This window comes from Paraburkholderia mimosarum LMG 23256 = NBRC 106338 (assembly GCF_000739815.1).
Lineage (GTDB): Bacteria > Pseudomonadota > Gammaproteobacteria > Burkholderiales > Burkholderiaceae > Paraburkholderia > Paraburkholderia mimosarum.
In genome coordinates, this window is sequence record NZ_BBJJ01000017.1 from 147,014 (window position 1) to 167,189 (window position 20,176).

14 protein-coding genes, 1 other RNA gene and 1 pseudogene are annotated in these 20,176 nt (G+C 66.3%); 8 read left to right on the plus strand and 8 right to left on the minus strand.

The window, feature by feature from the left end; translation table 11 throughout:
* Window positions 1-72 precede the first annotated feature (72 nt).
* Window positions 73-442, plus strand: a transfer-messenger RNA (tmRNA) gene (ssrA, locus tag BMI01S_RS38545).
* 189 nt (window positions 443-631) lie between these two features.
* On the opposite strand, the gene BMI01S_RS15190 is transcribed toward ssrA, so the two are convergent.
* Window positions 632-898: a hypothetical protein gene (locus tag BMI01S_RS15190; protein ID WP_028211684.1), complete on the minus strand. Its 267-nt coding sequence runs from the start codon at window positions 896-898 to the stop codon at window positions 632-634.
* 112 nt (window positions 899-1,010) lie between these two features.
* Window positions 1,011-2,108, minus strand: coding sequence for a substrate-binding domain-containing protein (locus BMI01S_RS15195; RefSeq protein WP_028211683.1), 1,098 nt, complete (start codon window positions 2,106-2,108; stop codon window positions 1,011-1,013).
* A gap of 130 nt (window positions 2,109-2,238) precedes the next feature.
* On the opposite strand from BMI01S_RS15195, the gene BMI01S_RS15200 reads away from it, so the two are divergent.
* The 4 genes from BMI01S_RS15200 to BMI01S_RS15215 are packed head-to-tail and all read left to right on the plus strand — an operon-like array spanning window position 2,239 to window position 7,513.
* Entirely contained in the window at window positions 2,239-2,754 is a 516-nt protein-coding gene (locus BMI01S_RS15200; RefSeq protein ID WP_028211682.1) for an NAD(P)H-dependent oxidoreductase subunit E, read from the plus strand.
* Window positions 2,751-4,310: a formate dehydrogenase beta subunit gene (locus tag BMI01S_RS15205; protein ID WP_028230524.1), complete on the plus strand. Its 1,560-nt coding sequence runs from the start codon at window positions 2,751-2,753 to the stop codon at window positions 4,308-4,310. Before BMI01S_RS15200 ends, BMI01S_RS15205 begins: the two co-directional genes overlap by 4 nt.
* Window positions 4,311-4,323: 13 nt before the next feature.
* On the plus strand, window positions 4,324-7,269 hold the full coding sequence (gene fdhF / locus BMI01S_RS15210; RefSeq protein ID WP_028211680.1) for a formate dehydrogenase subunit alpha: 2,946 nt from the start codon (window positions 4,324-4,326) through the stop codon (window positions 7,267-7,269).
* Window positions 7,270-7,273: 4 nt separating this feature from the next.
* Entirely contained in the window at window positions 7,274-7,513 is a 240-nt protein-coding gene (locus BMI01S_RS15215) for a formate dehydrogenase subunit delta (RefSeq protein ID WP_028211679.1), read from the plus strand.
* A 61-nt stretch (window positions 7,514-7,574) separates the two neighbouring features.
* Here BMI01S_RS15215 and BMI01S_RS15220 read toward each other — a convergent pair whose 3' ends face one another.
* The 3 genes from BMI01S_RS15220 to BMI01S_RS15230 form a co-directional block, all read right to left on the minus strand.
* A complete protein-coding gene (locus BMI01S_RS15220; RefSeq protein WP_028211678.1) occupies window positions 7,575-9,263 on the minus strand; it encodes an FAD-dependent monooxygenase in 1,689 nt (562 codons plus the stop codon).
* A 95-nt stretch (window positions 9,264-9,358) separates the two neighbouring features.
* Window positions 9,359-10,540 carry a cation diffusion facilitator family transporter gene (locus BMI01S_RS15225; RefSeq protein ID WP_081723361.1) on the minus strand — a complete coding sequence of 394 codons (1,182 nt, stop codon included), beginning with the start codon at window positions 10,538-10,540 and terminating at the stop codon, window positions 9,359-9,361.
* Window positions 10,537-10,857 carry an ArsR/SmtB family transcription factor gene (locus BMI01S_RS15230; protein ID WP_238327776.1) on the minus strand — a complete coding sequence of 107 codons (321 nt, stop codon included), beginning with the start codon at window positions 10,855-10,857 and terminating at the stop codon, window positions 10,537-10,539. Before BMI01S_RS15230 ends, BMI01S_RS15225 begins: the two co-directional genes overlap by 4 nt.
* Before the next feature lie 151 nt (window positions 10,858-11,008).
* Between BMI01S_RS15230 and BMI01S_RS15235 the strand changes: the two genes are divergently transcribed.
* Entirely contained in the window at window positions 11,009-12,958 is a 1,950-nt protein-coding gene (locus tag BMI01S_RS15235) for a tetratricopeptide repeat protein (protein ID WP_028211676.1), read from the plus strand.
* Window positions 12,959-13,287: 329 nt separating this feature from the next.
* A complete protein-coding gene (locus tag BMI01S_RS15240) occupies window positions 13,288-13,818 on the plus strand; it encodes a GNAT family N-acetyltransferase (RefSeq protein WP_028211675.1) in 531 nt (176 codons plus the stop codon).
* A gap of 1,472 nt (window positions 13,819-15,290) precedes the next feature.
* Here BMI01S_RS15240 and BMI01S_RS15250 read toward each other — a convergent pair.
* The 3 genes and pseudogenes from BMI01S_RS15250 to BMI01S_RS15260 all read right to left on the minus strand — a co-directional run bounded on the left by BMI01S_RS15250 (window position 15,291) and on the right by BMI01S_RS15260 (window position 19,633).
* Complete coding sequence (locus BMI01S_RS15250) at window positions 15,291-16,049, minus strand: DUF2968 domain-containing protein (RefSeq protein WP_028211672.1); 759 nt, start codon at window positions 16,047-16,049, stop codon at window positions 15,291-15,293.
* A gap of 260 nt (window positions 16,050-16,309) precedes the next feature.
* The gene (locus BMI01S_RS15255) at window positions 16,310-17,698 is read right to left on the minus strand and encodes a gamma-glutamyl-gamma-aminobutyrate hydrolase family protein (protein ID WP_028211671.1); all 1,389 of its coding nucleotides are present in this window, start codon (window positions 17,696-17,698) and stop codon (window positions 16,310-16,312) included.
* Between the two features lie 178 nt (window positions 17,699-17,876).
* Window positions 17,877-19,633: pseudogene (locus tag BMI01S_RS15260) on the minus strand (cation:proton antiporter).
* 215 nt (window positions 19,634-19,848) lie between these two features.
* Between BMI01S_RS15260 and BMI01S_RS15265 the strand changes: the two are divergent.
* On the plus strand, window positions 19,849-20,176 hold a 328-nt coding region (locus BMI01S_RS15265; protein ID WP_042289693.1), incomplete at its 3' end, for an amidase family protein.

Consider the following 20,176-nt stretch of genomic DNA (forward strand, 5'->3'; position numbering starts at 1 on the left):
AGGGTCCACGCGCCCTTGAACGGGTCGCGGTTCGCCTCATATGGCGAACTATGGGATAATTGTTCTTCCTCTGGGGCCGACCTGGTTTCGACAGGGGTTATGAAGTAATCAGGGCATGCCGAGGACCCGTCACCTCGTTAATCAATGGGAAAAACGTAACCGCAAACGACGATACGTTCGCACTGGCAGCCTAAGGGCCGCCGTCCTCTGCCTGGCTCACTGACGGGCTAGCGTCGCAAGACCGGTAGCAATACCGCCAGAGGTCATTTACGTCAGTTAAGCCTTGGTGGCGTCACGACGCCAAGGTCGAAAATCCAGTGAATCGCCGTAGCGCAGCGTGTTCGTCCGCGTCGCTGCGGTTAAATCAAATGACAGAACTACGCATGTAGAACTGGTTATGGACTGCTTCTGGACGCGGGTTCGATTCCCGCCGGCTCCACCAGATATTGCTGTTCGCCTCACGTACAAAGCCCCGGTGCCGCAAGGCCGCCGGGGCTTTTCGTATTCCGTCGATCAACTCGGTCGATCGACTCGACCAATAGACGCCAGCAAATCACTCGCGAAAGCCGCACAACTTTCGCGAGTGGTTCTTCCACGCGGCGAAACATCGCGCCGCGGCGCCGTTAATTCATCAATTGTCCTGCGGGCACTGCAGATTACAACCGTTCGGGTCGCCGAGGTCGCCGCGCTTGCGCGCCGCAGTCGGCTTTCCGTGCTGATACTTGCCCGACGGCGCCGAAGCGGCGAACTGCATTTGCGGATGCTCGTTGAACTTGAACTGATCGTCGAGGATGCCGCCGGGGACGCCCGGCGAGTTCTGCGCGAAAGCAAGGTTGAACGTGGCGAACAACGCCGCTGCCGTGACGGCTGCGGCACCAACTTTGAGAACAAATTTCATGGTCGATCGGCGCGGCGGGCGCGCATGGGGAGCCTGAGAACAAAAACGAACTGAAAGTATCACAAAAAGCACCAGAGTCTGCAGCCGGGCCAGAATTGACGATTGCTTTCGGTTACAAGGCCTGCGGCTCACCCTCACGCGAGCCGCCCCAAGCGGCGTCAAGCTCAATGACCTCACCGCAGGACGCAGGGTCATAGCCCTCGAGTTGCGCAACCGATGCACGGAATTCGCCGCCGCGGAGCAACGCCAATACCGTCGCAAGCGGTTCGTGCGCGAGGTGAGCACGATCGCACGCGAAATAGTAGTCTTCATCGGCGATTTCGATGAAATCGAGTCCGAAATGGTGCGCGGCCGGCTCGACACCGAAACCCACATCGGCCATGCCGCTCGCCACGAACGCGGCGATCGCCGAATGCGTGAGTTCCGAAGATGCGTACCCGTTGACGCGTTCGGGATCGACGCCGATCCGCGTGAGCAGCAGATCGATCAGCATGCGGGTGCCCGAGCCCGGCTGCCGGTTCACGAAGCGGATGTCACCGCGCGCCAGATCGGCGAGCCCGGTGACCTGCTTGGGGTTGCCCCGCCCGACGAACAGCCCCTGCTTGCGCTGCGTGAGATGGATGAGCACATGTCGCTGCGGGTCCAGCCAGCCGCGGTAGGCATTTGCGCACGCCGCCCGGAAGTCGCTGCGCGGCAGGTGAAAACCCGCAAGATCGCATTCGCCGCGCGCGAGCGCCGTGATCGCATCGACGCTGTCGCGGTACTTGATCTGCACCGGCACCTGGTCGGCGACGAGCGCCGTCACGAGAGCGGCCACCGCGTAGCCGTGCGAGGCATGGATGCGCAAATCCTGCGCGGCGGGCGCCAGCCAACGGTTCAGGTCGCTCGCCACTTCGCTCGCCAATGCGTCCAGGTTGCCCTGCAGTCGCTCCGCGCACAGGCGCTGCGAGCGCAGCACAGACTCGCCCAGTTCCGATAGCACGGAGCCACGGCCGCGCGCTTTGGCGATCAGTGCGCCCCCCAGGCGCGCTTCCACTTCACGCAAAACGCCCCACGCATGGCGATAGGACAAACCCTTACGCTGCGCGGCTTGCGCGATGCTTCCCTCTTCCGCGACGAGCGCAAGCAACGGCACAACGTCCGTCAGGCTTGCCTCGCGACCTTCCGCGTCGCGCACGACCAGCTGCGCATGGCACTCGACCTTGATCATTATGAAGTCTCCCTTCCTATTGCGTCTGCCTTTGCGGGGGCCTATTGTTCGGTCAGACAACAAGACAACCGCAGCATAGATGCACGCTTTATGAATAACAAGTGCATATATGCCCTGGAGAAGCCCCATGATGGAAGAGACAGCTGTTAGCGCGCCGGACGCTCTCGTCCAGCGTCACGTGCAACCGGGCCGCACACTGCTTGCGATCCTTCACGCGATCCAGGACGAAACCGGTTTCGTACCGCCGGACGCCGTCGTGCCGCTCGCGAAGGCGCTCAATCTTTCACGCGCCGAAGTGCACGGCGTGATCACCTACTACCACCACTTCCGCACTGCGCCGCCCGCGCCGGTCACCGTGCAGCTGTGCCGCGCCGAGGCTTGCCGCAGCATGGGGAGCGAGGCGCTTGCGCAGCACGTCGAGGCGCATACCGGCTGCCGTTTCGGCCAGCACGGCCACGACGCCGAACATGCTCACGCACACGACGGCCCGGTCGCGCTGGAGTCCGTTTATTGCCTCGGCCAATGTGCGCTCTCGCCCGCCATGATGATTAACGGCACTTTGCACGCAAAAGTGACCCCGCAGAAGTTCGACAAGCTCTTCGCCGCCGCGATGACGGTCGTTGCACGCGCTCAGGAGGCCGCATGACTCGCGTCTATGTCCCCCGCGATTCCTCGGCCCTCGCACTCGGCGCGGATGCCATCGCCGAAGCCATCGAATGCGAAGCCGCCGCGCGCGGCATCAGCATCGAACTCGTGCGCAACGGCTCGCGCGGCCTGCTTTATCTCGAACCGCTCGTCGAAGTGCAGACCGCCGAAGGCCGCGTAGGCTACGCGAACGTCGAAGCCGACGACGTCGGCGCGCTCTTCGACGCCGGCTTCCTGCAAGACGGCCAGCACCCGCGCAGCGTCGGCCTCGTCGAGCAGATTCCGTATCTGCGCAAGCAGCAGCGCCTCACCTTCGCACGCATCGGCATCACCGATCCGCTTTCCACCGACGACTACGTCGCCCACGGCGGCCTCGAAGGATTGCGCGAGGCGCTGAAGATGACCGGCGCCGAGGTCTGCGAAGCGCTCGTCGAGTCGGGCCTGCGTGGCCGCGGTGGCGCCGCGTTCCCGGCCGGCATCAAGTGGCGCACCGTGGCCAACGCGCAAGCCGACCAGAAGTACATCGTCTGCAATGCAGACGAAGGCGATTCGGGCACGTTCTCCGACCGCCTCGTGATGGAAAGCGACCCTTACGTGCTGATCGAGGGCATGACGATCGCCGGCATCGCGGTGGGCGCCACCGTCGGCCATATCTACGTGCGCAGCGAATATCCGCATTCGATCGCGGCGCTCGAGGAAGCCATCCGCCGCGCGCGCACCGCCGGCTGGCTCGGCGACGACGTGCTCGGCAGCGGCAAGCGCTTCGACCTGTTCGTCGCCAAGGGCGCGGGCGCTTATGTCTGCGGCGAGGAAACCGCGCTGCTCGAATCGCTCGAAGGCAAGCGCGGCATCGTGCGCGCGAAGCCGCCGTTGCCCGCGCTCGCCGGCCTCTACGGCAAGCCCACGGTCATCAACAACGTCATCACGCTCGCCACGGTGCCGATCATCTTCGCGAAGGGCGCGGCGTTCTACAAGGACTTCGGCATGGGCCGCTCACGCGGCACGCTGCCGTTCCAGCTCGCGGGCAATATCGCGCGCGGCGGCCTGGTCGAACTCGCGTTCGGCGTGACGCTGCGCGAGCTGATGGTCGACTACGGCGGCGGCACCGCCAGCGGCCGCCCCGCGCGCGCCGTGCAGGTGGGCGGCCCGCTCGGCACCTATCTGCCCGAGAGCCAGTGGGATATTCCCATGGACTACGAAGCTTATGCGGCCGTGGGCGCGGTCGTGGGCCACGGCGGCATCGTCGTGCACGACGACACCTCGAATCTCGCCGAACTCGCGCAGTACGCCATGGAGTTCTGCACACTCGAATCGTGCGGCAAATGCACGCCGTGCCGCATCGGCTCGACGCGCGGCGTCGAGGTGATCGCGAAGATCCGCAAGGGCGACAGGTCCGAAAAGCAGGTCACCTTGCTGCGTGACCTGTGCGACACGATGGTGTCCGGCTCGCTCTGCGCGATGGGCGGCATGACGCCCTACCCGGTGATCTCCGCACTCGATCATTTCCCTGAAGATTTCGGTCTCGAACCTGCTACTCAACCGGCGGCGGCCGCCTGAACGAGGAACCACCATGTCCGACACGCTCATGAATCAGGCCGGCGGTTGCGGTTCCGGCAATTGCGCCTGCAAATCGGCGGCAATGAACAAGGCAAACGCGCGCTCGCCCTTCGACGACACCGATTACGGCACGCCGCTGCGCCACGCCGATGTCGATGTCACGCTCGAAATCGACGGTCAAAGCGTCACGGTGCCCGCGGGCACCTCCGTGATGCGCGCCTCCATCGAGGCCGGCGTCAACGTGCCCAAGCTTTGCGCGACCGATTCGCTCGAACCGTTCGGTTCGTGCCGCCTGTGTCTCGTCGAAATCGAAGGCCGCCGCGGCTACCCCGCTTCGTGCACGACGCCCGTCGAAGCGGGCATGAAGGTGCGCACGCAGAGCGACCGCCTGCAGAAGCTGCGCCGCAACGTGATGGAGCTGTACATCTCCGATCACCCGCTCGACTGCCTCACCTGCCCCGCCAACGGCGACTGCGAGCTGCAGGACATGGCGGGCGTCACCGGCCTGCGCGAAGTGCGCTACGGCTTTGACGGCGCGAATCACCTCAAGGACAAGAAGGACGAATCGAACCCGTACTTCACCTACGACCCGTCGAAGTGCATCGTCTGCAATCGCTGCGTGCGCGCCTGCGAGGAAACGCAGGGCACGTTCGCGCTGACCATCGCCGGGCGCGGCTTCGAGTCGCGCGTCGCCGCGGGTGCGAACGAGCCGTTCATGGAGTCGGAGTGTGTGTCGTGCGGCGCGTGCGTGGCCGCCTGCCCGACCGCCACGCTGCAGGAAAAGACCGTCGTGATGCTGGGCCAGGCCGAGCACTCGGTCGTGACCACCTGCGCGTATTGCGGCGTGGGCTGCTCGTTCAAGGCCGAGATGAAGGGCAACGAAGTGGTGCGCATGGTGCCGCACAAGAACGGCCAGGCGAACGAAGGCCATGCCTGTGTGAAGGGCCGCTTCGCGTGGGGCTATGCCACGCACAAGGACCGCATCAAGAAGCCGATGATCCGCGCGAAGATCACCGATCCGTGGCGCGAAGTCAGCTGGGAAGAGGCGATCAACCACGCCGCGAGCGAGTTCCGCCGCATCCAGGCAAAGTATGGACGCGATTCGATCGGCGGCATCACGTCGTCGCGCTGCACGAACGAGGAAACGTATCTCGTGCAGAAGCTCGTGCGCGCCGCGTTCGGCAACAACAACGTCGACACCTGTGCACGCGTGTGCCACTCGCCCACGGGCTACGGCCTGAAGACGACGCTCGGCGAATCGGCGGGCACGCAAACCTTCGCCTCGGTCGACCACTCCGATGTGATCATGGTGATCGGCGCGAACCCCACCGACGGCCACCCCGTATTCGGCTCGCGCCTGAAGCGCCGCGTGCGCCAGGGCGCGAAGCTGATCGTCGTCGATCCGCGCCGCATCGACATCGTCGACACTGCGCACGTGAAGGCCGACCATCACCTGCAACTGCGCCCGGGCACCAACGTCGCGATGATCAACGCCATCGCGCACGTGATCGTCACCGAAGGGCTCGTCAATGAGTCGTTCGTCGCCGAGCGCTGCGAAACGCGCGCATTCGAGCAATGGCGCGATTTCGTCGCGCTGCCGGAGAACTCGCCCGAGGCCATGGCCGAAGTGACCGGCGTGCCGGCCGAACAGGTGCGCGCCGCCGCGCGTCTCTACGCAAAGCAAGGCAACTCGGCGATCTATTACGGCCTCGGCGTGACCGAACACGCGCAAGGCTCGACCATGGTCATGGGCATCGCCAACCTCGCCATGGCCACGGGCAACATCGGCCGCGAAGGCGTGGGCGTGAATCCGCTGCGAGGCCAGAACAACGTGCAGGGTTCATGCGACATGGGCTCGTTCCCGCACGAGCTGCCGGGCTATCGCCACGTGGGCGACTCCACGGTGCGCGGCCTTTTCGAGAGCGCCTGGAACGTCGCGCTGCAAAGCGAGCCCGGCCTGCGCATACCCAACATGTTCGACGCAGCGCTCGACGGCTCCTTCATGGGCCTTTACTGCCAGGGCGAGGACATCGTCCAGTCGGATCCGAACACGCAGCACGTCGCCGCGGCGCTCTCGTCGATGGAATGCATCGTCGTGCAGGACATCTTCCTGAACGAGACGGCGAAGTACGCCCACGTGCTGCTGCCCGGCTCATCGTTCCTCGAAAAGGACGGCACGTTCACCAACGCCGAGCGCCGCATCTCGCGCGTGCGCAAGGTCATGCCGCCGATCGCCGGCTATGCGGACTGGGAAGCGACGATCCTGCTCTCGCGCGCGCTCGGCTACGAGATGGACTACACGCATCCGTCGCAGATCATGGACGAGATCGCGCGCCTCACGCCCACTTTCCACGGCGTCTCGTACAAGAAGCTCGACGAGATGGGCAGCATCCAGTGGCCGTGCAACGAAGCGGCGCCCGATGGAACGCCGATCATGCACATCGATGCGTTCGTGCGCGGCAAGGGCAAGTTCGTCATCACGAAGTTCATCGCCTCGCCGGAAAAGGTCACGCGCCGCTTCCCGCTGCTGCTCACGACGGGCCGCATCCTCTCGCAGTACAACGTGGGCGCGCAGACGCGCCGCACCGAGAACTCGCGCTGGCACGAGGAGGACCGCCTCGAGATCCATCCGGTGGATGCCGAAGACCGTGGCATTCGCGACGGCGACTGGGTGGGCATCGAGTCGCGCGCCGGCAATACGGTGCTGCGCGCGAAGGTAAGCACGCGCATGCAGCCGGGCGTGGTCTACACGACGTTCCACTTCCCGGAATCGGGTGCGAACGTGATCACCACCGAAGCTTCGGATTGGGCCACGAACTGCCCCGAGTACAAGGTGACGGCCGTGCAGGTCAGCCACGTCCAGCAGCCGTCGGAATGGCAGCGCGAGTACTCGCGCTTCAACGCGACCCAGCTCGACCTGCTCCGCCAGCGCGAAGCGCTCACCACTTCGGGGAAATAAGGCGATGAAAGCAGATCACCTGATCGACATGGCGAACCAGATCGGCATGTTCTTCGAATCGCTGCCCGATCGCGAAGAGGCGCTCACGGGCATCGCGGAGCACATCCGCAAGTTCTGGGAGCCGCGCATGCGCCGCACGCTGCTCGCGGCGCTCGACAGCGAGGGAAAGGACGCGGGCTTCACCCAGATCGTGTTCGAGGCGCTCACGAAATATCGCGAGACCTTGATGCCCGTGGCAGCCTGAGCAAGACACGCCGGGCCTGCCCATCCGGTCGCGGGCCCGGCGCCGCACGTTCGAACGACATTCAGAGCGGCGGAGGCTGAACGAGGCCCGGTGCCGCGTACCATGTCTCACAGTGGCGCAGCAACGCATTGAGGTCCGAGACCGGGCGCCCCCGCGCACCGATATAGCCATCGGGACGCACGAGGTAGAACGCGGGCCGCGTGCGCCCGTACGATTCGTCTAGCGAGGGCGCCCCTTCGCCCGCCAACGGTGTCTCGCCGTTGGCGAGATCGGCGATCCACCAGACCCGCAGCGCCTGCGGAAAGAGCCGCTCGACAGCCTGGGCGAAACGCTCGAGCGTCGCGCCCACGTCTGCGCCGTTGTTCGTCGAAGCCGCATCGGCATCGCCCTCCACCAGCAGGAACAACGAGAAGCACGCCGGGTCGTGCAGATCGAAAATGCGCCCCTTATCGGGCGCCTTGCCCAGTGGACCGTCCACCACCCGCACGAAGGCGTCCGGGGCGCGTTCGCCGGCGCGCGGGCCACCGTCCAGCACGCGCTCGAGCGTGAGCGGGCTGCGGCGATACTGGATCGACAGCTCGCTCACCGCCTGGCGCGCGGCGTCGCGCAGCGGCCCCAGCGCGACGAGCGCCGGCATCACGCGCTCGCGCAGCAGCTTGAGCGGTCCGTGATCGGCTTCGACCAGCTGCGTCATGAAGCTCGTTTGCTGGAGCACGAGGCGCTCGATGGGATAGCGCTCGGCGTGATAGGTGTCGAGCAGGCGCTCGGGCCCGCCGCCCGCATGCACGCGCGCGATCTTCCAGCCCAGATTGAAGGCCTCCTGGATGCCCGTATTCATGCCCTGTGCGCCCGCGGGGCTGTGGACATGCGCGGCATCGCCGGCAAAAAAGGTGCGCTCGACGCGCAGTTGCCGAACCATCCGGCTGTTCACGCTGAAGTACGACGCCCAGCTCATGTCCGAGACGGAAACAGGATGATGCATGCGCTGCAGGACGATCTCGCGGCACTCTTCCAGCGTGGGCACGGGAATCGTGCCTTCGGGCGCGGCAGGCAGCATTGCCTTGTGGTCGGCGATCAGGCGGTAGCGGCCATGGCCGAACGGAAAAAGCGCAGCGAGACCCTCGCCCGAGGCGAAAACGTGAAACTCGTCGTCGGACCATGGCGTGCTCGCGCTCAGGTCGGCGAGCAGGAACGATTGCGCCATCGTCTCGCCGTCGAACTTCATGTCGAGCCGGTGGCGCACGGTGCTATGGGCGCCGTCGGCGGCGATCACCCAGGCGCAGCGCAGCGATTCGACGCGCCCGTCAGGGCGGCGCACTTCCGCGCTCACACCGGCCGAACCTTGGCTGAATTCGAGCAGTTCGGAGCCGCGCTCGATTTCCACGCCGAGCGTCGCGAGATGTTCGGTGAGAATGCGCTCGGTGACCGTTTGGTCGATGAAGAGCAGATAGGGATAACGCGTGAACAGCGGGTCGAAGTCGAGCCGCGCGCGGCGCTGGCCGTTCGAGTAGAGGTTCGCGATGTGCGCGCGATGACCGAGTTCGAGAAAGGGCTCGACGATGCGGTGCTGCTCGAACAGTTCGAGCGTGCGCGCCTGAATGCCAATCGCCCTCGAATGGCGGCCTGGCTGCGGCGCGCGATCGATCAGCCTGACCGGAATACGCGCGCGCGCAAGGCTCATCGCGGCGGCGAGCCCGGTGGGTCCCGCACCCACGATGAGCACGGGCGCGAGAGAAGAAGCCACGGCCATGCAGAACCTCCATGCGCTCGGTACCGCGTAGTGTATCGCCCGCGCCCCGACCGGTCGCGCGGCAGCGCATCAAATGCAGCGCGACTTGCCGCGCTTCAGCGTGAATGCGAATGCCCGTGTGCCTGCGTGCGCCCCTCTGCGCCGCCTGGCGACTCGAGCGCGCAGCGATGCTCGCTCGTGCCGAGATCCACCTGCAGCGTCGCGTGCCGCATTCCAAAGCGCGTGTTGAGCGATTCGACGATACGGTCGAGCGCGGCGTCACCGGGATGTCCCGCCGGCATCACGAGATGCGCGGTGAGTGCGCAACCCGTGGTGGAGAGCGCCCAGACGTGCAGGTCATGCACATCGATCACGCCCTCCTGCTGCGCGAGGAATGCCCGCACGCGCACGATGTCGACGTTGCCTGGCACCGCGGCGAGGGCGAGGCGCACCGACTCGCGCAGCAGCCCCCAGGTGCCGTACACGATCACCAGCACGACGGCGATGGACATGAGCGGATCGATCCAGTTCCAGCCGGTCGCGAGAATCACGAGACCGCTCACGGCCACGGCCGCGGAAACGGCCGCATCGGCGGCCATGTGCAGGAAAGCGCCGCGAATGTTCAGGTCGTCCTTTTGGCCACGCATGAAAAGCCATGCCGAAAACCCGTTGACCACCATGCCGACGGTCGCGACGACGAACACGTCGAAGCCCGCGACAGGCGCGGGATGAAACAGGCGCCCAAGCGCTTGCGCGAGGATCGCGCCGCACGCGAGCAGCAACAGTGCGGCGTTGGCCAGCGAAGCGAGAATCGACGAGCTGCCGAAGCCGAACGTGAAGCGCGCGGACGGGCGGCGCGTCGCGAGCCACGCGGCGCCCCAGGCGAGCAGCAGACCGAGCACGTCGGAGAGATTGTGGCCGGCGTCGGCCAGCAGCGCGGTGGAATGCGCCAGCAGGCCATAAGCCGTCTGAACGACGACGATGAGAACGTTCAGCGCAACGGCGATCGCGAACGCGCGGCCATGACCGGTGGCCGGCCCGTGATGATGGTGATGGTGATGGTGGCCGTGCCCGTGATCGTGCCCGTGCGGTGCCTGGGCGTCCTGCGCGCAGGCATCGTCGTGGTCGTGGTCGTGATTGTGATCGCGATGCTCACCCGGCTCGCCGTCTGGACGACGCGCATGCGCAGTCGTTGCATGCGGCGTCTGGCCGTGCGCCTCGTCGAACCACACCGGCGCGTGATCGTCCTCGCGCTCCTGCGCGCCCTTGAGGTCGTTCGCGCGATCAGCGGCCGTCATGCGCCCTCCTGCCATTGCGTGGAGGGCTCGGCCACGTGCTCCAGCATGCCGGCGAGCATTGCGCTGATATGCGCGTCCGCGGCCACATAGAACACCTGCTTGCCCTCTCGTTCCGCGCGCACGATGCGCGCTGCACGCAATAACCGCAGATGGTGGCTCACGAGCGACGGCGACAAATCCAGCGCATCGGCGATCGCACCGACGGCGAGCCGCTCCTGCACACAGGCGAGAACGATGCGCAGACGCGTGGCGTCGCCCAGCAGGCGAAAGAGGTCGGCGAGCGGCACTGCGCGCTCGTCGTCGGAAACTGGGGTCATGATGACGTGCAATACATATGAACAGATGTTCATATGTTAGTTCCACGACGGATCCTGGTCAAGTTCCCGTCAAACATCAGTCAACTTCGGGAGCGGATTCGCGACTGTGGGAAAATGCCGGCTTTGCGTCCCGAACGTTTGCTTTTCAGTCATGGAACCCGTTTTTGTCCGCGCGTACGCCGCACATCGCGACGGCCGGCTGGCTGACGCCGAGCGCGGCTACCGCGCGACGCTCGCCGCCGATCCCGTGCACGTCGATGCGCTGCATCTGCTCGGCGTGCTGCGGCACCAGCAGGGCCAGCACGCCGAGGCTGCGGATCTCGTGCGCCGCGCGGTCACCTTGCGCCCCGACGACGCTGCGCTCCAGCTGAACCTCGGCAACGCGCTGAAGGCGCTCGGCGAACTGGACGGCGCGATCGAACGCTTTCGCAACGCGCTCACGCTCGCGCCTGCCTTCGCGCTCGCGCACTACAACCTCGGCAACGCCTACGCTGCGATTGGGCGCCACGAGGACGCCATGTACGCGTTCAGCCACGCCGTGCGCCTGCAGCCCGGGGACGCCTCCTCGCACAACAATCTCGGCAACGCGCTGCACGCGCTCGGCCGCCACAGCGAGGCCGCCGACTCGTTTCGCCGGGCGCTCAAGATCCGGCCCGGCCACGGCGGCGCGCACAACAACCTCGGCATGGCGCTCAATGCGCTTGGCGACAGCGCGGGCGCGCTCGATCACTTCCGCAAGGCGCTGAGCGTGCAGCCGCGCTTCGTGGCCGCGCACTTCAATCTCGCGAATACGCTCGATGCGACCGGCCAGCACAGCGAAGCCGTGGGCGCCTTCGAAACCGCACTCGCGCTGCAGCCCCGCTTCGTGCCTGCCCTGTTCGGGCTCGGCAACGCGCTCTCCGCGCTCGGCCGCCACGACGAAGCGGTCGGGCCCTACGAACGAGCGATCGGCTTCGACCCGAAATTCGCCCTCGCGTGGCTCGCGCTCGGCAGCGCCCATCATGCGCAAGGCCGGCATGCGGCCGCACTGCGCGCCTTCGATCAGGCGCTGCGCGTGCGCCCCGATCTCGCCGCCGCGCATCTGAATCGCGCGCTCACGTGGCTGACCCTCGGCGACTTCCAGCGCGGACTGCCCGAGTACGAATGGCGGCTCGATCCCGCCGCCCGCGACGCAGCGCAAGCCAACGCGCCGCGCGGCGCAGGCTTTGCCTCGGCCCCGCCTGGGGCCATGCCGATGGCGTCGATCGGGCCGCGTACGATGGCAGGCGCACTGCCGCGCTGGCACGGCGAGCCTCTGAACGGCCGCACGATAGTCATCGAAGCCGAACAGGGTTTCGGCGACACGCTCCAGTTCGTTCGCTTTGTGCCCCTCGTTGCCGCAGCCGCGGCACGCGAAGGCAACGGGCGCGTCGTGCTGGAAGTGCAGCGCGCGCTCGTGCCGCTCATCGCGCCGGCAGCCCTTGCCTGGCGCGTCACGCTCATCGAACAGGGCGCGCCGCGCCCCGCCGCCGACCTGCACTGCCCGCTGCTTTCCCTGCCGCTCGCCCTCGGCATGACCATCGACACGTTGCCCGCGCGCACGCCTTACCTCAACGCCAGCGCCGCCTACCGGCGCAAATGGCGCGGCTCGCTGGGCGGCCAGGCGCGGCGCAAGATCGGCCTCGCGTGGTCGGGCCGCATCCAGAAGCACGAGAACCGCGCGATTGCACTATCCCTGCTCGAGCCGCTTTTCGCGCTCGACGGCATCGACTGGATCGTGCTGCAACCGGACCTGAGCGCGGCCGAACACGCGGCGCTCGACGCGCACCCGCGCGCGCGCTCGATCCATCGCCTCGGTGGCAAGTTCGAGGATTTTGCGGATACCGCGGCCGTGATCGAGCGTCTGGACGGCGTCGTGTCGATCGATACCTCGATCGCTCACCTGGCGGCGGCGCTCGGCACGAAGCTATGGGTCATGCTGCCGTTCGCCGCGGATTGGCGCTGGTTCACTGGCACCGACGACAGCCCCTGGTATCCGTGCGCGCGGCTCGTACGCCAGCCGCGGCCGCGCGCATGGGCAGAAGTCGTCGAAACGGTCGCGAGCGAATTGCGCGAAGCATGAGCCCTACCGCGGTAGGGAGCGAAACAAAAGCGGGGCGCCCGAGTGAACTCAGCGCCCCGTTTTCATTGATCGCGCCGGGCGGGCGATTCGATGATCAAGCCGCCTTTTACTGATCACGCGCTTCGGGCGTGCGATAGAGCACGAGCGTCGCGATGAGGCCGCACGTCGGCGGTTTCTTCCCTTTAAATTACATTACGTATTCTTCAATCTTTCGCTTTCCTGACTCCGCCGCGAGCGCTCCCGGATGCGGCACAATAGGCGCAGCAGGGCTCGGCGCGCGGCCCCAGACGCGCGCCTTGACTCACATGGCCCAGACGCCACCATTCTGCATGACCCAAGCCTCCGCCCTTACACTGCGCCCGGCCACCGTCGCCGATGCCGCCTTGCTCGCCTCCATGCACGCCGCAAGCTGGCAGGCTACTTATCACGCACTGCTGCCCGCCGCGTTTCTCGAGCACGATGTCGCAGCCGAGCGCGCCGCCTACTGGCGTGCGCGTATGGAAGCGCCTGGCGGCGACCGACGTCTCGTGCTGATCGCCGAACTCGACACGGGCGCTGCTGCGGGGTTCGTCTGCGCCGAGCGCCAGCCTGGATCGCCGTGGGGCGTGCTCCTCGACAATCTCCATGCGTTGCCGGCACATCAGGGCATTGGCGTCGGCAAGCGGCTCATGCGCGCCGCGCAGGACTGGGCCCGCGCGCAGGGCGAAGCCCAGCTCTACTTATATGTGCTCGACGGCAACACGCCCGCGATCTCGTTTTACGAGCGCCAGGGCTGGACCTACTCGGGCTCGGAGCCCGATCGCATGGGCGGCATCGACATCACGGCATTGCGCTACGTGTATCGCCTCGACCGTATGTGAGGCACGACTCCGCCGCTTGCCTGGCGATCTCGTCATCGCGGCCCACGGGCACTATCTTTTAGGACATCTCCGATAGAGCGTCGAAAAGGGGACTGTCATCATCTGTGGCATCCCCATTTTTTCCACGCGCCGCAGGCGACTCACTTTTCGCGCCGCCGATGATATTGCCTCCCGGCGCCGGCGCCACACCGGGCTGCGAGAGATCGATGTCAACATTCCCGTTCGTTCAGGTTCAAGGCGCGCTGGCCTTGCCGCACATTCGCCCGCTTGCCCGCTTGCCCGTGTCATTTGGGCGGGAATGGGCGCTCACGCCCCCTCATTCCAGCTTGCGGGCCGAACTGCGAGCGCTTTATGCGGCCATCCTGCGCACCGTCTGCCTGAGCGCCGAAGCGTTCCGCGCCGCCGCGCGATGGGACACCTGCCATAGCCCGGCGCCGCAGTCTCATCGCCCCGTTGCCGCGCCCATTGGGTCGCAAACTGACTGCGGGCCGACGGCCGCCCGCGCCGCATACGCGGTCAGCTCACCCGCGACGTCGCTCGGACACAAGCCACCGGCAGAGCAACACAGGCTCGCTGGCGGCGCAGTCGCGATTGGCGGTGCGGCGTTGCTCGCCTGGATCGTCGCCAGTCACGCGCCTCATGAAGCGGCAACCGAAACCGGCAGCGCGAATGCTCGCCCTGTTCCAGTCACGCATCAAGATGCTTCGCGTCATCTTGCCGAAGCGCGCGCGCAGCACGAGCCCCTCGTCACCGGCCCAGTCAGGCAGGCTGCGTTGCCACCATCTCCCCCTGCAACGTCCTTGCCGCGCGGTGCGGACTCAATGTCCGTCGAAGCGGCCGCGGTGCCAATGGCGGACAAACGGGCTCCCGTCGTTGCAGCTCCGGCGCCGGCACAGGTTCACCGGGCCGAAGCAGCAACCGGCCGCAGGCCTGCGCAAGCCAACCTGGCTGCGCGCACGAAACCCGATTTCAGTTTGCGCGCGCACTCGAAAACCGTTGCTCCCGCGCGACTAGTCCAGCGCGAGCCGCGCGGCGCCGAACGCATCGCCACGCAAACCGCGACGCAACGCAAGGTCACCGCGCATCACGATGTCCACGAATTCGCCCCCCATCGTGAAACGCGGCCGGTCACGACCCATCGCGCGCGAGGCGCCTACTCGGAAGCGTCGAGCTATTCACCCCGACAGACCGGCGCGAATCAGGCCGACGAATTCGCTTCCATCCTCGCTTATGCGAAAACGTACGCCCCGGCGCAAGCATCGACCCGGCCAGCCGTGCCGGCAGATAGCACGGAGTGGGTGAACCATGTTTCACAGCGTCGCCTCACCGAGGTCCCAGACCGGTTCGCAAAATAACGCACAATTTTCGCCACAAAAAAACCCGGCTTAAAACCGGGCTTTTTTGTGGGTCGCGTAAGAAGCAAGCCAGGCAACAAGGCGGACGACCGCTCCCGCATTCGCCGGCCGCTCCCTTCAGTGTCGCGCAGTGGGCAGGCCTGCCTCCGTCGCGCGCTGGAGCGCATCCACCTGGCGCTCCAGGTCTCGCAGTTGCGCCTGCGCCTGTGCCTTCTGCGCATTGAGCGCCGTGGCGTCGCCCTGCACTTGGCGCTGGTGGGCATCGACCCGCGCCTGTTGCGTGCGCGCGATGTCGAGGTCGGCCTGCAACCGGCGCGCGCGCGCTTCGGACAGCGCGATCACGCGCTCGATGAAGGTCTTTTGCGCCTCGAGCTGCGTGCGCCGTATCTCAACCTGGGCGAGTTGCTCGGTTTGACGCACGAAATCGGCATAGATCGCTTCCGAACGCGCTGCGTCCTGCGAACGGATCACGCGCCAGAAGTGCTTGTCCTGAAACAGCACGACGTAGTACGTCATCTCCGGCGGGTAGAAGAAGAGGCTCGCACCGTAGCTCGCGTTATAAGTCGTACGGAGTTCGACGAGTTGCGCGTCGTGAATCAGTTGCATCAGCGTGGCAACATCGCCTTGCGACGCGCCGGCGCTGGCCTGCTCATCAGGATTGCTCACGGCTGGCAGCACGCCGGCCGGCTGCGGCGTCAAGCTGCCGAGCGCCGGGCGGCTGCCCGCGAGCGGCGCCCTTTCTCCAGCCGCGGCGGGCGCGGAGCCCATGTTCGCCGCGTCGGCCGGCATGCCCGCCCATGCCGTTGCGCCCCGCTGCAGCAGTATGAGGGTCGCGGCGCTGAGCATCACACGGCGCAACGTGATCGAATGCTTCATACCTGCCTATTCCGTCCATGATTCTCAGTAACCCTTCATTATCGCCGCGGGAAAATCTCAAAAATGAGGTTTAATTTTAGATAGGCCGACGAATCGCAAGATTAGGACGATTCTTATGCGATAAGGACGCCCATCCCGTGCACAAGGGATGCAAGCTGCGTAGGACTCCGAGGCATGGACCCAAAAGACCATGGCCCAAGGAAGCGGAGCGCGCAGGCTGCGGGCGGCCGGTATGAGATGGCAATCGCCGTGGTCGGCGATCAAAAGCGCGTTTCGCGCGCCGAGCGAAGGAAGGTGTCGAGCAGCGGCGTGCAATCGAGCAGTTCCGGGCCACCCGCGCGGTGAAACTCCGGGTGCCACTGCACGCCCACGACGAACGGCGCTCGCCGGTAACGCACTGCCTCGATGAGCCCGTCGCCGGCCGATACGGCCTCTACCGTCAAGTCACGCCCGAGGTTTTTCACGGCTTGATGGTGGATCGAGTTGACGAGGGCTTCGCGCCTACCGGGGAACATGCTCGCGAACGTCGATCCTTCCGGGAACGAGATCGAATGGCGATGCTGGTCGTAATGCTCGCTCACGTGAACGCCGGCAGTCGGCACGTCGCTGGCGATGTCCTGATAAAGCGTGCCGCCGAATGCAACGTTGATGAGCTGGCAGCCGCGGCACACGCCGAGCACCGGCTTGCCCGACTCGACGAACTCATGAAGCAATTCGAGTTCGTACATATCGCGCACGCGGTCGCCCGGCCACTCGGGGCGCGGCGAGATTTCCGCGTAGGTCTGCGGCGAAACGTCGGCGCCGCCCTGGAGCAACAGGCCGTCGAGATGCTTCGCGTAATCGCGCAACCGGATGTTGCTCGGATGCAGCATGCCCTGGTGGCCGACCGTCGGGATCATGAACACGATGACGTCGCGCGACATCACCCAGTGCGCAATCGACTCTTCGAGGTATTGCAACGTTTTGCCGCGCAGCCCCTGTGCCCCCGGCTCCGGGTGGAAGATCCGCGCCGAGACGCCGATGCGCAGCGTGCGCTGCGTGATGCGCTGACCGGCGCGGTCGAACAGCTGCCGTGCACGCGCCGCAACGATGCGGCCGAACACCGCCCACGCCGAATCGCTCGGACGCAGATAGCGCGGCGGCTCGGGCGGAATGGCGCCGGGCGGCGGCGGATGATGGGCCGTGAAGTCGGGCGCCTGGCCAAACCCGGGGGGCGCCGCCCCAGGACGCGCCTGCGCGGCGGACCCCTCGCCAGTGCTCACCGGCTCCGTGTGCGCAGCGGGTGCGGGTGCAAACGCGCCTGCGGCACTGGTTTCGCCGATCGGGATGCGCGGCGACGCGCCGGCGGGCGCCCGCTCCGGCAGTTCGCCCGGCGTCGAAGCGGCGGAAGGCTGTGCGGCAGACGGCACGGCGCCTGGCGTGACGGTCGAGGCGCTGTCCGGCGAGTCGGTCGACGCGCGTTGCGCAGCTTCCCCGGAAGGCGAAGCGGTGGGCGACGATGGAGCGGGAGAACTGGAAGGGACGCCAGCGGAAGTGCCCGGCGATGGACCCGTTGCGCCTGTGGGAGCGGGAATCGAGGAGGACGGGGTGCCCGCAGGGCGGCTTGCACCGTCAGGGACGCCGGGGTGATCTGATTTGTTTTCGCTCATGACGTGGGGTCAGGCGCGCGGCGCGCGAACGAATGAACAGGGCTTGATTATCCGTCGCACCGCACGCCGCCGCCACCCCTGCGCACAATTGCTCACATTCCATCGTATGTGACAGGGTTGCCGGGACAAACGGCTGCGCGAGCGAGCGCAAGCCGTGCCGCCTGCCGATGCGGCCAGCTCAGGCATCCGGCCGTTCGTCGAAGGTCTCGCGCAACGCTATCTGCATCGACGCGTGAATCTTCACGCACCAGCGCCACAGCAGCATGGTGAGCGCCGCCGCGCACACCAGCACCCCGATGAGAAAACCCGTGGGCGGCAGGATCGTCCCGGAAAGCGCGGCCACGAGGAGAAACACGCCGAACATCGAGACCACGGGCAACAGTTCCGCTATCACATGACGGATGGCGCGCGTGAAGCGCCCAGCCTTCTCCGGGTGCACGCTCACCTCGGCGAGCAGTCGCGCGAGCGACTGCGTCTTGCGCCACACCGCAACGAGAAACGGCATCGCGAGCATGAGCGCCGCGCTCCAGAGCACGACACGCTGGACGCGCTCGTCGACGATCCAGTGCGCGAGCCAGGGCGCCGCGTAGCGCGCGCCATAAGAGACGCCGATGAAGATCGCCGAGACAAGCGCGAGATTCACGGCAATCTGGAGGACGATCGCTTCGTGAGCGAAAAGATCGTGGGCCCGTCCGAGCGCGGCACGAGGCAGCGCAGCCACTGGCTGTACATCCCGAACACGTTGGAGACGGCGGGCGGCATGGCGCGGGCGAGGCGCTGCGAGAGCGGATCGGCGATGCGGATGAGGTAAGGCGTAGTGAGCGTCGTGATCGCGGAGACGGTCACCGCGATGGGATAGAGAAAGCCGCTCGTCACCTTCAGCGTGAGGCCGAGCGAGGCGATGATGAACGAGAATTCGCCGATCTGGGAGACGGTCATCCCCACGCGCATCGCGGTGCGTCCGTCGCGGCCCGCGAGAAAGGTGCCGAGGCCGCACGACACGAGCTTGCCGAGCACGACGGCAAGCGAGATCACGGCGATCGGCCCGGCGTAGTCGACCAGCACGAGCGGGTTGAGCATGAGCCCGATCGTCACGAAGAAAATGGCCGAAAAGGCATCGCGCAGCGGCGCGACGAGATGCTCGATGCGATGCAGATGGCGCGACTCGGCCATGACCGCGCCGATCAGGAACGCACCGAGCGCGATCGAATAATCGAGCTTCACGACGAGCAGGCAAAAACCGAAGCAAAAGCCCAGCACCGAGACCAGCAGCATCTCGTCGCTACCTACGCGCGCGACGTAGCCGAGCGCGCGCGGCACGACGAGGATACCCGCGAGCAGCGAAACGACCATGAAGAGCAGCAGTTTGCCGAGCGTGATCAGCGCGATGCCCGGCGACAGTTCGCCCGTCTGCGCTATGCCGCCCAGCAGCACGAGCATCGCGATGCCGAGAATGTCCTCGACGATCAGGACGCCGAACACGAGCTGCGCGAACGGCTCGCGCTTCACGCCCAGGTCGGAGAGCGCCTTGACGATGATGGTCGTCGACGAAATGGCGAGGATCGCGCCGAGGAACAGCGAATCCATCGTGGCCCAGCCGAACGCGCGGCCGATCTCGTAGCCCACCCACAGCATCAGCACGATTTCCGAGAGCGCGGCGACGATGGCCGTTGCACCCACCTGAAAGAGCTTGCGCAGGCTGAATTCGAGGCCGAGCGAGAACATGAGGAACACCACGCCGAGCTCGCCCATCGTGTGGATGGTCGCTTCGTCGTGGATCAGGTGGAAGGGCGGCGTGTATGGCCCGATGATCACGCCCGCCGCGATATACCCGAGCACGACCGGCTGCTTCAGGCGATGAAACAGCACTGTGACGACGCCCGCGAGCGCCATCACGACTGCCAGATCCTGAATGAAGCCGATTCCATGGTGCATGAAGACTTTCCTTACGAATTGCTATCAATGCCTTGCATGTTACCCGATGCGCAGCCCGATCCAGATTGCACGCCAGGAAAAAAGCCGACCTACAATGATGCGACCCTTGCCGGCGCCGTTCCCGCGCCTGCCGCCTGCGCAAGCATTTGGCTGATAAGGCCACCGCCCGCGCCGCCGCGCACATCGACTGCGCATTAATGGATTGTTCCGCCGCCATGACTACTGCTTCCGCCGCCGTCACTCCCACGCTCGCCCCGTTTCCGCCCCTCGCCCAGCTCGCCGCCGATCTGGCGGCGGGCCGCACGACGAGCCGCGCGCTCGCAGAAGTCGCGCTCCAGCGCATCGCCGATCCGGCGGGCCAGGGCGCGACCGTCTTCACGCACGTCGACCCGGAGCGCGTGCGCGCCGCCGCCGACGCGCACGATCGCCTGCGCGCGGCCGGCACGGTGCTCTCGCCGCTCGCGGGCATTCCGGTCTCGGTGAAGGATCTGTTCGACGTGGCTGGGGAAGTCACGCGCGCCGGTTCCACCGCGCTCGCGAACG

What these genes read in the sequence shown, in the direction of transcription:
- BMI01S_RS15220 (WP_028211678.1), bottom strand. Translation starts at nt 9,263, where the DNA reads ATGGCCGTGGCTTCTTCTCTCGCGCCCGTGCTCATCGTGGGTGCGGGA.
- BMI01S_RS15235 (WP_028211676.1), top strand. Translation starts at nt 11,009, where the DNA reads ATGGAACCCGTTTTTGTCCGCGCGTACGCCGCACATCGCGACGGCCGG.
- BMI01S_RS15230 (WP_238327776.1), bottom strand. Translation starts at nt 10,857, where the DNA reads ATGACCCCAGTTTCCGACGACGAGCGCGCAGTGCCGCTCGCCGACCTC.
- BMI01S_RS15250 (WP_028211672.1), bottom strand. Translation starts at nt 16,049, where the DNA reads ATGAAGCATTCGATCACGTTGCGCCGTGTGATGCTCAGCGCCGCGACC.
- BMI01S_RS15225 (WP_081723361.1), bottom strand. Translation starts at nt 10,540, where the DNA reads ATGACGGCCGCTGATCGCGCGAACGACCTCAAGGGCGCGCAGGAGCGC.
- BMI01S_RS15255 (WP_028211671.1), bottom strand. Translation starts at nt 17,698, where the DNA reads ATGAGCGAAAACAAATCAGATCACCCCGGCGTCCCTGACGGTGCAAGC.
- BMI01S_RS15195 (WP_028211683.1), bottom strand. Translation starts at nt 2,108, where the DNA reads ATGATCAAGGTCGAGTGCCATGCGCAGCTGGTCGTGCGCGACGCGGAA.
- BMI01S_RS15215 (WP_028211679.1), top strand. Translation starts at nt 7,274, where the DNA reads ATGAAAGCAGATCACCTGATCGACATGGCGAACCAGATCGGCATGTTC.
- fdhF (WP_028211680.1), top strand. Translation starts at nt 4,324, where the DNA reads ATGTCCGACACGCTCATGAATCAGGCCGGCGGTTGCGGTTCCGGCAAT.
- BMI01S_RS15190 (WP_028211684.1), bottom strand. Translation starts at nt 898, where the DNA reads ATGAAATTTGTTCTCAAAGTTGGTGCCGCAGCCGTCACGGCAGCGGCG.
- BMI01S_RS15200 (WP_028211682.1), top strand. Translation starts at nt 2,239, where the DNA reads ATGGAAGAGACAGCTGTTAGCGCGCCGGACGCTCTCGTCCAGCGTCAC.
- BMI01S_RS15240 (WP_028211675.1), top strand. Translation starts at nt 13,288, where the DNA reads ATGACCCAAGCCTCCGCCCTTACACTGCGCCCGGCCACCGTCGCCGAT.
- BMI01S_RS15205 (WP_028230524.1), top strand. Translation starts at nt 2,751, where the DNA reads ATGACTCGCGTCTATGTCCCCCGCGATTCCTCGGCCCTCGCACTCGGC.